This is a genomic window from Nitrospira sp. (assembly GCA_029194665.1).
Taxonomy (GTDB): Bacteria; Nitrospirota; Nitrospiria; order Nitrospirales; family Nitrospiraceae; genus Nitrospira_D.
This window is the reverse complement of sequence record JARFXO010000002.1, coordinates 418,431-430,940: the sequence shown is the minus strand read 5'-3', so window position 1 is coordinate 430,940 and position 12,510 is coordinate 418,431. Positions and strand designations below refer to the sequence as shown.

The window sequence follows — 12,510 nt, the reverse complement described above, 5'->3', positions numbered from 1 at the left end:
CATGCCGAGAGCGTGGCCGTCGTGATGTGACATCTCGAGAAATCAGGCCCAGATCCTCATCTCGTAGCACCCACAGGACCGCATTGCTCTTCTTATGTGAGAAGAGCCGGCTGGGCTTCATTATTTGTTTCGCCCTGGACACCTCGGTGATGGAGAACCCTTGTGTCTCAAATTACTATCCCAAGAAATTGTGGGGTTGGGAACTGGTCGTATAAGTTAGCACGCCGTCTTCGCACGCCGTATGCGGATGGTGTACAGCAGTGAGTCATTACTCGACAGGCGGTCGACTTCTGATTCCATTTCCCACTTACTTCCTAAGATCGTGAGCACGCGCATCTACGTATCTAATTGACACGTGCTGTGTCTTTTTGACCTAGTTCTGCTCTCCGAGCTTCCGATCGAACTACGACGAAGCGATCGAGGATTTAAGAGATTCCTTGAAAAATCTTTGTTTCTGAATTTGTCTCCGAATAGGTGTGTGGGGCACGCACTTTGCTTGCCCGCATGCAACACCCGCGCACCAGGAGGACAAGAGAGCCCTCAATGTGCGGTACAGGCTGGAGAAAGACCAAGACTATGCGCAAACGGGTAAGCGCATTCAGCGTCCTCGTCATCGTTTTTCTCTGTCTCGGAGTACCGGCTCGAGGTAATGAAATCGTGGAGAAGGACAGCCGTCCTGGGGAATCAGAAAACCAGGCCTTTCCCAGCGTCCTATTTATGATATCGGAACAAAATATCGGGCAGGAGTTGGCCATGTTTTGGTGGAGCTGGTTTGGCCAGGGCGGTTCTCAATTTGTGGGGCAAACGGTCGACATGGCGGTCAGTGAATCGGTGCTGAAGGATGCGTTCTTGGGTCAGGGATTTAAGGTCATCGATATTTCGACCAAGACGGGCACGATAGAAATCTCCAACGCTTACCGCGTCGCTGACCTGACGAATGCGGCCGTCCGATCTTATGGCAACAAGTTTGAGGCGGACATTGTGATCACAGGGAAAGCCTTAGCGAAAGAAGGTCCTCGAACGCCAGGAAGCAGTGTGGGGTCGTATCTTGCGGACATCACACTGTCGGCCGTCCGTGTGGACACCGGCCAGGTGATGGCTTCCGCTCGTGGGCATGGGGTTGCTCGTCATGTGGCACAACATAGTGGTGGTAATGAAGCGCTTGCTCGTGCCGCCCAGAGCGTGACCGACAAGTTCACGACTCAGATATTGTCGAGATGGTCCGCTCCCTCCGCCCAAAAGGCGGTGAAAAGCGTGCCGTCGGGTCAGAAGGAAAAAGTGCCTATGGGAGACAATGCATCTCCGCAAGATGTACCACCTGTCCCTCGTTGATGACTCTCATAGGGAGGTTGGCTGATGCGTGTTCGAACGTGGATTGGTGAGATGAGGTTGATGTCAACGCCCGGAGTTCTTTTCGTGTGTCTGGCACTGACTGCCTGCATGAGTGTTCCGACAACCGTGACCCCCAACACGTCGAACCCGATCCGGCATGTGGCAATTTTACCGCTTCTCAACAATACCAACGATGTTGAGGGCGCAAGTTATGTGCGAACTCGGCTAGCGGAGGAGGTCGGGCGACTTGCCTACGACGTCAAGCCCATCCCTGATACAGATGAGCTCCTCAGAGATCAAATGGGCATTACCATAGGCACCCAGCTGGACATGCCTACGGCCCAGCAACTGGGTGAAGTGTTGGGCGTGGATGGCGTGATGTATTCGTCACTCGAAGACTTCAGTCACGATGTGTACGGTGTCACTAATATTAAGACCGTACGGGTTCGGGCGAAGCTCGTGAATTGTAAGAATGGTGAAGTGGTCTGGTCTGACGGATTCGGCGTGAAGAGCTCATCGGGCGCCGTCGGAGGCAGTGCGAGTGCGCTTGGCGGTGAGGAAGACGATCTCCCGCCGCTCTTCGGCACGGCAGTCCGCACGAAATGGGAGCGACAGGATGGTTTCTCTACGGGCCTTAGTGAAGGAGGCATCATTGCCGGTGCCGTTATGGGATTAACGGAGAAGGTGGTCACGAAGGCCGCCAAAGCGCCTCTTTCTAGGGAAACCACTGTTGCGGTGAGAGGTGTGCTTCGTGACATTCCCGTCGGTCCAGGCTCTGGTGGATCGTTCAATTGAGGGCCCATTCTAGTACTCAACAACCACACAGCCCCGTGATTCGTTCGCAAGGCAGAATTCATAATAAACTCTATCTTCGCTGAAGGAGATACGCTGTGAAAAGTTCAAGGTTATCACCGCTTACTCTGGGAGTCGTTGCCGCCCTTGTCGGATGCCAGGCTCAGATGACCGGTCAAGTCAAGGATGATGTTAGTGTGACCGGACAGACACAAAAACTCGAAGCCGCCGGACAAAACTACACCGGCCCCCAATACACAATCGGTCTTGTGAGTTTCGCGAATAAGACTCCCTCGAAAGTGTTGGGCGTTGGCGAAGCCGCAACGGACATTCTGCGGACAATGCTGAAGAGCGCGGGGTTGGAACCTATCGATGTTAGTACCTCAGCCATGCAGCAACAGGAGGAATTGATAAAGCTGCAGCAGACGGGGGCTGTGAAAATGGGGAAGAAAGACGCGGCGGAAGGATTTGATTCTATCGACTACAGGATTCAAGGGGCCATTACCGGCTATTCAGAAGCCCAAGAAGGAACGGATTTGCTCCTTTATCAGAAAAAAGCTCAGATCGCCAGGGTGCAGGTTGACTATTCTCTCATCGACGTGGCCACAGGGCGAAGTCTGGTTGCGGAATCGGGTATGGGTGAATATCGAAAGGAGACCGGTGGTGCGCTGGGCATGGGGTCAAGATCCTCCGCTGACGCCGGTCTCCGTGATGGTGCCCTGAGAGACGCCTTCTCCAAGGCCATGGAGAAGATGATTGCAAAACTCAGCGCCCAACCCTTCCAGACCCGGATTATGTCTGTGGAAGGTTCCGAGGTGCTCATCCGTGCCGGTGAAAAATCGAAACTTTCTCCAGGGGCCAAATTGGCCGTTTATCGGGCCGGAAAGGATTTGATTGATCCGGAAACGGGGCATTCGCTGGGTAAGAGAGAAAAACAGATCGGGGAGATTGTCCTGGTGAATCACCAAAATGAACGCGTCTCAGAAGCCAAAGGTGACCCGACCGTGGGTTTCCAAGTCGGGGATGTCGTTCGTGTGACGAAATAGACTGTTGCGTATGATTCCATCAAGAGCAGGTAATAAAGAGTCGAACGTTATGGCGGTCAATAGTTGCCCCTTTGAGAGAGTTCTGAGTCGGGACAGACGACGACATTCAACTGCGACGCAGTTCAGAATTGATAACTCAAGGCGTTGATGATCAAGATGTTCCGTGACCTGATTTGTGGGATGCATTGGCTACTGCGGAATCCGAGATGAAGAAGATGGGTTGGGTCGAGTCGGCAGCAAGTTAATGTCGATCGGAATCCGCTCAGGAATAAGGGTGACCATGATAACCGTGCTTCAGCATGCTCGGGCTTACCCCTTGTCTTCAAGGAGAAATCGCCGCTTTGGCTCACGGTTCAACGGCCTCGGTAGCAGCTCAACAAACGTATAACCCCAGACTTCGCGCATCGCCGATCTGAGGACGAGCCACCGTTCAGTCGATCGTCCCGCGAACAGTTCCATGATGCCGGAGATCGGGCCGACAGGTTCCAAAGACCCGCTGTTCTGTAGCCCATACGCATCACTGGTGTTGGACGCCAGGACGCGACAGGAGTCTTCAGACTCGACCATGCCGACGATCTCTTTCATCGATATCCCGGAATGTTCGTCTTCGTCGATCATCATGTCGGATGAGGATTGCCGGATCTCTTCCTGCAGATAATAGACCTTCGCGTTCAACTCTTCAGAAATGAGGACCTGAAGCCCCGTGATGACGAAGCCCTTATCCGGGGTCATACAAGAACTGGCCGACTGATGGCTGCTCATCGCGTCGGACGCTTTCCACTTGAGGAGTGAGGTGATGTCCTTCCCCACGGCCACCAGAAACTGCGCTTGTGGATCCGATAGTCGGCCCTCCGTGAGACCGTACACATAGTGAGGCAGCGGGTGGGCCATTGACTTCGGCATGATCGTCTCGTTTTGAAGACGGTTGAGGTGAAAGAGATCGGTCTGATGATGGAGCAGGAGAACCTCTTCGTTGTGCGCAGGCGGCTGAGAAAATGGAATGAGAATGCGATCACCCTCCCGCTGAGCCGGATAGAACCGGATTCGGCCGTCGAGAAAGCTCAAAGTTTCTGCATCTGCCGTTGGCACAGCTAGAAGCAACGAGATCGTCCAGAGGAGTAGGATCGAAACCACCTGTCTGAGATTGCCCGTAGGATCCGTTCCGTCATCATGAGAGTCCCGTTTGGCTTGCATTGATTTTGTCGGTTCAGTCAGATTGCTCGAAATCGTAACGCAGACTCTTTTGTTCTGCCTCGGTTGTGTCGAGGTCACGATCCGCGTCGAAGGGCATGATTGTACTGTTCACCGTCATACTTCGTCACATCACTGTGACTTGCAGAAGTCAGCGCTTCACGAGGAATACTCCTAGTCAAATAGCTAGTTTCCGACCGAAGGTGAAGGCTGTATACTGCCGCAGGGATCGCTCTGACCTTCTCTCGTAATATTGCTTGAAAACGTTTGGTCGGACAAGACCATTCTGCGCGATCAAAGAATTCGTCGTCGGTGAGGGGGCGACACCCCTCACGCCCTCGGTCGGTGGACTTTATCTATGAACCAGCTTGTCCTCATAGCCCTCCGACGGCCGTACACATTCGTCGTGCTCGCCATTCTGATCCTGCTGTTCGGGACTCTGACGATCCAAGACATGCCGACCGATGTCTTCCCATACATCAATATTCCCGTCACATCCGTGGTCTGGATCTACAGCGGAATGTTGCCGCAGCAGGTGGAAGGGCGCATCACATATATGTTCGAGCGCTTCGTGACCTCGACGGTGGAAGGGATCAAATATCTTCATAGTCACTCCTACTATGGTATCAGCATCACCAATATTTTTCTCCAGGACGGCGTGGATGTGGGTCGGGCTGAAGCGGATATCACGGCGATCGCACAGAACGTGGTCAAAGCGCTCCCGCCCGATATTTCCCCTCCCATGATCATGCGTCTGGCTCCATCCTCGATTCCGGTGGCGATGCTGCAAGTAGGCTCTGATACGATGACGCCGGCGGAGCTCTATAACCTCGCCTACATGCGAATCCGCCCCCTGCTCGTGACGGTACCCGGCGTGATCGTGCCGCATCCATACGGGGGCCAGCCCATGCAGGTCATGGTCAACCTCGATCAGCAACAATTGCTCGCTCGTCATATCGCTCCGGCCGATGTCCACGAGGTGCTCCGGCAACAATACCTCATCCTGCCGTCCGGAGACGTCAAGATTAAGGAGACAGACTGGATCGTCCAGACCAATGCCTCACCGATGAAAATCGAGGACTTCGAGAATATTCCGATCAAACGCGAAGGCAACGCGTTTGTCTACCTGCGCGACCTCGGCACAGTCCGTCTCATGGGACAGGTGCAACAGAACGCGGTGCTGGTGGAGGGTAAACAGACGGTCATCATCGTCGTGATGAAGAGCACGGAGGCGTCCACCTTGGACGTGGTGGACGGGATCAAAAAGATGATCCCGCGCATCCAGAAGATCGTCCCAAAAGGCGTGAAGATCAGACTCCTCGATGACGCGTCGGAGTTCGTCAAGGATGCGATCAGGGACGTGCTCCACGAAATGTTGTCCGCCGGCGCGCTGGTCGGCTTCATCGTGTTGGTGCTCTTGGGCTCCTGGAGACCAACGGTCATCATTGCCACGTCGATTCCGCTCTCCATCCTGACCTCCATCATCGGCCTCCATTGGCTCGGTGAGACGATCAATGTGATGACCTTGGGAGGCCTGGCGCTGGCCGTCGGCATCCTGGTCGATGATGCCACCGTGATGATCGAGAATATCGATCGCCATATGGAAATGGAGAAGCCCCTGGAGCAGGCGATCGTCGATGCCGCCAATGAGATCGTCGTCCCGACGCTCGTCGCCACCCTGGCCATCGCGATTGTCTGGTTGCCGCTCTTCAGGCTCAGCGGCGTGTCCGGCTGGCTGTTCATGCCTATGGCAGAGGCGGTCATCATTGCCATGCTCGCTTCCTTCATCCTGTCACGCACGCTTGTGCCGACCATGGCGAAATACTTGCTCGTCAAGGGTCACCAGGCTCCACTGGAGCATCCGGTCGGCCGGCATACCAACGTGGCGGGACTGATCAGCTTCTTCACCAACTTTCAAGCCGGCTTCGACCGCCGCTTTAATCGATTTCGCGAAGGCTACGGAAAGCTGCTCGAAGGGGCCGTGGCTCGCCGTCGCATCTTTGTCGCCATTTCGCTGGCCATCGCGGTGGGCTCCTTTTCTCTCTTTCATTTCCTGGGACGCGACTACTTCCCCGAGATTCGGTCGGGGGTCATTCAGATGCATCTGCGCGCGCCACTCGGCACGCGTATCGAAGTCTCGGCACGTATCGCCTCGCTTGTCTCCAAAGATATCTCGTCGTTGCTGCCCGGTCAGGTGGAAAAGGTCGTCAGTAATTGCGGGCTGCCGGCCGGACCGCATAATCTCGCCTTCATTCCGACACCCACGATCGGCTCTCAGGATTGCGATCTGACGATCCTCTTGAAGGACGGCAAGTCGCCGGTGTGGGAGTACCGGCGTATTCTCCGCAAGGGCTTGAAAGAGCTCTATCCGGGGACTGCATTCACCTTTCAGCCTTCCGATCTGACGGCAAAAATCCTCAACTTCGGCGAGCCCGCGCCGATCGATGTCCAGATCAACGGTCCGGATTACTATCCGAACTACGAGTTCGCCCGCAAATTGGTGGGCCGGCTGCGCCAGATCCCCGGCTCTGCGGATGTGGTGATCCAGCAGACGATGCGCACGCCGACCATCATGGTCGAAGGCCATCGAACGTTCGGACTCGACGTGAAGAAGACCGAGAAGGACATTGCCGACAATCTGCTTATGACGACCGCCGGGAGCCAACAGGTCGACCAGCTCTATTGGCTCGATCCCGCAACCGGGTTTTCGTATCAGATCAACGTCTACATCCCACAGCCGCAGATCAATAGCATCGATAGTCTCAAGACCATCCCGGTCGGTTCCGCCAGCCATCAGTCAGATACAAGGGTGGAGCTGCTCGGCAATTTGGCTAGCTTGTCTCCGATGGGAACCCCGGGCGTGGTGACCCACGGGAACATTATGCCGTTGTTCGACGTCTACATTTCCGCAGAAGGGCGTGACCTCGGCGCGGTGCTGGAGGACGTCGAGCAGATCACTCATGACATGGAGAACGAGTTGCCCGACAGCGCGGAGATCCAAATCCATGGCCAAGCCTCCCTCATGCAGGATGCCTATGCTGAACTTGTCTTCGGCCTGCTCGCCGCGATCGTGCTGGTCTATCTGCTCATCGTCGTCAACTTCCAGTCCTGGCTCGATCCCTTCATCATCATCACGGCTTTGCCCGGCGCACTGGCGGGCATTGCCTGGTCGTTGTTCCTGACCCATACGCGGCTGTCGGAACCGGCCCTCACGGGCGCCATCATGTGCATGGGCACGGCGACCGCCAATTCCATCCTGGTCGTCTCCTATGCGCGTGACCAGCTCAAAGAGCACGGCGACGCATTGCGGGCCGCGATCGAAGCAGGGAAAACGCGCTTTCGTCCCGTGCTCATGACAGCTTCGGCCATGATCCTGGGCATGGTTCCCATGGCGACCGGGTATTCGCAGAATGCGCCGCTGGGTCGGGCCGTCATCGGTGGCTTGCTCATGGCGACTGTCTTCACCCTGTTCTTCGTGCCCTGCGTGTACGCGATTATCTACAGCCGTCGAATGGCTCGACAAAAGGCATCGACCCTGCGATGAAGAGACGTAGCAGAATACACGTTGTCGTGTTGGCAATTTTGTTCTGCCTGCTCTATCTCGGCCATCGGATTCATGAGAGCAGCAACTATGACGCCGAACTCCGCGAAGCAACGCTCGAAGGCGCCATTGCCACGGTGGCCGTTATCTCTCCCAAACCGATGTCGGCGACCGAGAGCATCACGCTTCCCAGCACGATTGAGGGCTGGTATGAAGCGCCGATCTACGCGCGAGTCACCGGTTATGTGAAGATGTGGCATAAGCGCTATGGAGACTGGGTGAAGAAGGGCGACGTCCTCGCCGACATCAGCACACCGGATCTCGACGCCGAATATCGGCAGGCCATCAAGGATTTGGATGCGGAACGCGCCAAGTTTCGGCTCGCCTCTGTGACTGCGAAACGGTGGGTTGCCCTCCGCCCAAATCATGCGGTCTCTGAACAGTCGATTACGGTGAAGGAGCAAGAACTGAGAGCCCAGGCTGCGGTCGTCGAGGCCGCAGAGCACCAGGTCAAGAACATCGAGGCGTTCATTGGGTTCAAAACAATCATCGCCCCCTTTGACGGGGTGGTGATCCAGCGCAACATCAACGTCGGTGATTTGGTCAGTAAGGAAGGCAATCTCAGCACCCCCAATGCAAAAAGTAACCTGTTTACGGTGGCCGTTGTCGATAAATTGCGTCTCTTTGTCAATGTGCCGGAGTTCTTCGGGCCATTCCTTCACCCAGGCTTGACCGCCGATGTCACCGTGCCGCAATTGCCCAATCGCCGTTGGACCGCCAAGTTCCTCACGGTCGCCCGTGGATTCGAGGTTTCGACGCGGACAGCGACGACGGTCTTCACGATCGACAATGAAGACCATGCGCTCTGGCCCGGTTCCTACGCTGAAGTCCACCTCACGGCCTCAGTTGATCGGCCGGCCTTAGTCATTCCGACCAGTGCCTTGGTATACCAGGAGCAGGGCATGCAAGTGGTCGTGGTGACGGAGGACAACCACGTGCATTTCAAACCGATCACGGTGACCCAACTCATGGACAACGCGATCGAGGTGGCAGAGGGGCTTTCCTCGAGCGACCGCGTCATCAACAATCCCACCGCCACGTTGCTCGAAGGGGACGTCGTGCGCATCGTCACGCCGAGGCCGGGGTATGACATCGGCACGACCGCAGAGTCCAAGGCAAAGCCACCATCGTCGCTGTGACCACGGCCGACTGACGGCGTTCAGCACGCTGGAGCCGAGGAAACGACAGTGTCTTGATGTGTTTGGTTTGATGGTGGACTCTTTCCAGATCGTGCGCCGGTCCGGCTACCGATTCACACCCATCGCACATCGCAGAGGCCATCATGATGGCGCTGCTCCTTCGCCTGCTTCATCCTGTCGTGGGTACTGGTAAAGTGTGAATGTTTTCTGCATCACAGTTCACAACGAGTAAGACAAATTTTACCAGTGCCCTGTCGTGCGCTTGATATCGAACAGGGTAGGAGAGTAAGGGAAGATATAAACGAAGGACGCCTTGTTCATGACGCTACAGCAGATGGATGATCACAACGAACAAGGGGGTGGGGCATCGTCAGGTGACGACCCCGTTCGAGGCTACAGACTGTTGCTCGAGCAGATCGCCCGGTACCGAAGAGTACTCACTGCTGCTTCCATAGTGATTCTGTCGTGCGCGTTCTATCTTGCCTACCACATTCATGGCAGTGGAAACGACGCAGCGGCGCTGCATCCCGGCCCGCCTGAAGCAACCCTCCACACCGTATCCGTTGTTCCAGCCGTCGCGACGCCGCTGACCGAGACGGTTACCTTCCCCGGCAATATTATGGGCTGGTACGAAGCGTCGATCTACGCACGGGTCACGGGCTATGTGAAAATGTGGTACAAGCGCTACGGAGACGCAGTGAAAACAGGCGAGGTCCTTGCCGAAATCAGCACGCCGGATCTCGATGCCGAATATGAACAGGCGAAGGCCGCTCTGAAATCGCAACGTGCGTGGTATAAACTCACCGACGTCACGGCGAAACGTTTGATCGGGTTACGCCCAACCTATGCCGTCTCCGAACAGTCGGTCACCGTGCAAGCACAGCATATGAAAACCCAGGCGGCCGTGGTCAGGGCAGCCGAGCAAAAGGTTAAGAACATCGAGGCGTTCATTGGGTTCAAAACGCTCCGCGCCCCCTTTGACGGCGTGGTCATTCAACGCAACATCAACGTCGGTGATTTGGTCAGCAAGGAGGGTAATCTCAGCAACCCCAATGGGATCACCAACCTCTATACAGTGGCCGTTATCGATAAATTGCGCCTCTTTGTCAATGTGCCGGAACGGTTCGCCCCGTTCCTCCATCCGGGCCTGACGGTCGATGTGACGGTGCCGCAATTGCCCGATCGCCATTTTACCTTCAACTTTCTCACCATCGCCCGTCACTTCCAGGCAGGGACGCGTACTGTGACCTCGGTTTTCACGATCGACAATAAAGACCATGCGCTCTGGCCAGGCTCTTACGCCCAGGTCCGGATCACTGCCCCGGTCAATCGACAAGCCTTCACAATGCCGCTCACCGCGCTGGTGTTTCAGGAGGCGGGCGCGCAGGTCGCCGTGCTGACGCAGGATGATCGCGTCCACTACAAGCGCATCGCTATCGGCCGACTCACGGCCCATACGATCGATGTGGCAGAGGGGCTTTCCGCAAACGATCGCATCATCAACAATCCAAGCAACGCGTTACTCGAAGGCGAGAAGGTGCGCGTCGTCACGGCAGCGTCCGGCGAAGACCAAGAACCTGCGTCACCTCCATCAGGGTAATCCTCTGCACAGTGACGATGCTTCGCATCTAAAATTATCCTGCTCGCCATCATGTCGCAGCCGGATGCAGCGGACACCGGCTGGTGACACGGTCAGGGTTGCTTGCGCAGCTCGTTCGCTACCCGGGCTTGCTCCTCTGCCGGTTGGTCGAGCGCCATCCGCACGATGGGCTGCTCCCTCTCTGAGGACACTCGATTATTAAGGAGAGGTTTCTGTCGGGAGATCTCTTGCCGCGCAGCCTCGCCCCCGGTCTCGACAGCCCTTGAAGCGAGAAAAGCTATCTTGACTCTAGCCCATCAGCCGACATGTTTTGGAGACGCGGTCCAGTTGCTTGACGAGTTCCAAGACCCCCACCTTGGTCCTGATGATCTTCTGTTTTGTCGTCACCGTCCTCACTCCTTTCGTGGAGGAGAGGACGCTACCTGACTGTCAGATGAAGTTCTCGCTTCTACACCTTATCTTCACGGAGAAATCGTCGTTTAGGTTCACGGTTCAACGGCATCGACAGATCAATAAATGTATAACCCCAGACTGCAGCCATCGATGACTTGAGGACGAGCCATTTTGCAATAGATCGTCCCGTAGAGAGTGCAATGATGCCGGAGATCGGGCCAACAGGCATCAAAGACCCGTTGGTATATAGCCCATAGCCGTCACTGGTGGCAGACGCCAGTATGCGACATGAGCCTCCAGGCTCGACTATGCCGACAACCTCTTTCATTGATGGCCCGCCATAGTTGTTTCCGCCGAATATCTTGTCGGGTGTAGATTGCAGAAGCGCTCCCTGCAGAAGCAGCTCTTGCTGCAGGTAAAAGACCGTCGCCATCGAGTCTTGCGCAGTCAGGATTTGACGCCCTGTGATTTCGAAACCTTTGTCCGGTTTCACGCAGGAGCTGGCGGCCAGCTGTTTGGCGCTGTCAGACGACATCAGGCCAGTCGAGATTGCGATGTCTTCCAAAGAAAGAGAGGTGTCTGCGTTGTCCTGCATCGAGGACATCGGTCCACTTGAGAGCCTGGCCAACAGTTGATCGGTCACCTCGCGGTCCATACTCCCTTGGCGTTTACCGCTCATCGAGTCGTCCGCATTCCATTTGAGGAGCGGGGTGATCTCCTTTCCCACAGCCACTAAGAACTGCTCTCTTGTACTCAATAGGCGACCTGTCGCGAGACCGTACACATAGTGCGGCCGAGGGTGAGTCATTGACTGCGGCTTAATCGGCTCTTGTTGAAGGCGTTTGAGGGGAATGAGATCCGTATGGTGTCCGAGAAGGAGAACCTCCTCGTTGTCCGCAGGCGGCTGATCAAATGGAATGAGAATACGGTCACCCTCTCGTTGAGCAGGGTAGAACCGGATTTGGTCATCAAGGAAGCTCAAGGATTCTGCGGCTGCAATTGCGACCGCGAGGGTCAACGAGAACGCCCAAAGGAGCAGGATAGCAACAATCCGTCCGAGTCTATTCGTATGGTGCATTCCTCCATGCATAATGAAAGTCTCCTTTTGGTTTGCAGTGATATCACCGGTCTAGAATTGTGGTCAGATTGCTCTGAGTCGCAGCACAAGCATGGTTGCGTCTTGCCTAGGTAGCGCAGAGTCCTCAGGTCCCGCGCCATTAGCCAGCCGGCGATGCATTCGTCACCATTTGTTGTCTGTCATGGCGACCGCCCTGCGAGAGGTCACCTGAGTATCGGATATGCGATGCCAGACACATACACGGTCCTCATGATCTCCGATTCCGCAGTCGCCATGGCCGCCAAACAGCCGGCACCGGACACAATCGTATATGCAATACTTGAAGTGCCAAGATTCAA

General features: G+C 55.8%; 8 protein-coding genes and 1 pseudogene. 6 read left to right on the top strand and 3 right to left on the bottom strand.

Translation table 11 applies throughout. The features are described from left to right. Positions 1–576 precede the first annotated feature (576 nt). The 3 genes from P0119_07670 (at position 577) to P0119_07660 (ending at position 3,170) form a co-directional block, all read left to right on the top strand. Complete coding sequence (locus P0119_07670; GenBank protein ID MDF0665940.1) at positions 577–1,332, top strand: hypothetical protein; 756 nt, start codon at positions 577–579, stop codon at positions 1,330–1,332. Between the two features lie 24 nt (positions 1,333–1,356). Further along, positions 1,357–2,127, top strand: a complete 771-nt coding sequence (locus P0119_07665; GenBank protein ID MDF0665939.1) for a DUF799 family lipoprotein — start codon at positions 1,357–1,359, stop codon at positions 2,125–2,127. A 95-nt stretch (positions 2,128–2,222) separates the two neighbouring features. Continuing rightward, entirely contained in the window at positions 2,223–3,170 is a 948-nt protein-coding gene (locus P0119_07660) for a hypothetical protein (protein ID MDF0665938.1), read from the top strand. A 309-nt stretch (positions 3,171–3,479) separates the two neighbouring features. Here P0119_07660 and P0119_07655 read toward each other — a convergent pair whose 3' ends face one another. Beyond that, on the bottom strand, positions 3,480–4,364 hold the full coding sequence (locus tag P0119_07655; protein ID MDF0665937.1) for a hypothetical protein: 885 nt from the start codon (positions 4,362–4,364) through the stop codon (positions 3,480–3,482). Positions 4,365–4,719: 355 nt separating this feature from the next. On the opposite strand from P0119_07655, the gene P0119_07650 reads away from it, so the two are divergent. The 3 genes from P0119_07650 to P0119_07640 all read left to right on the top strand — a co-directional run bounded on the left by P0119_07650 (position 4,720) and on the right by P0119_07640 (position 10,701). Then, positions 4,720–7,905, top strand: a complete 3,186-nt coding sequence (locus P0119_07650; protein MDF0665936.1) for an efflux RND transporter permease subunit — start codon at positions 4,720–4,722, stop codon at positions 7,903–7,905. Further along, positions 7,902–9,101: an efflux RND transporter periplasmic adaptor subunit gene (locus tag P0119_07645; protein ID MDF0665935.1), complete on the top strand. Its 1,200-nt coding sequence runs from the start codon at positions 7,902–7,904 to the stop codon at positions 9,099–9,101. Before P0119_07650 ends, P0119_07645 begins: the two co-directional genes overlap by 4 nt. A 319-nt stretch (positions 9,102–9,420) precedes the next feature. Further along, positions 9,421–10,701, top strand: a complete 1,281-nt coding sequence (locus P0119_07640) for an efflux RND transporter periplasmic adaptor subunit (protein MDF0665934.1) — start codon at positions 9,421–9,423, stop codon at positions 10,699–10,701. A gap of 48 nt (positions 10,702–10,749) precedes the next feature. Here P0119_07640 and P0119_07635 read toward each other — a convergent pair. Both P0119_07635 and P0119_07630 read right to left on the bottom strand, forming a co-directional pair. Next, positions 10,750–11,088, bottom strand: a pseudogene (locus P0119_07635) (IS481 family transposase). A gap of 61 nt (positions 11,089–11,149) precedes the next feature. Continuing rightward, on the bottom strand, positions 11,150–12,184 hold the full coding sequence (locus P0119_07630; GenBank protein MDF0665933.1) for a hypothetical protein: 1,035 nt from the start codon (positions 12,182–12,184) through the stop codon (positions 11,150–11,152). Positions 12,185–12,510 lie beyond the last annotated feature (326 nt).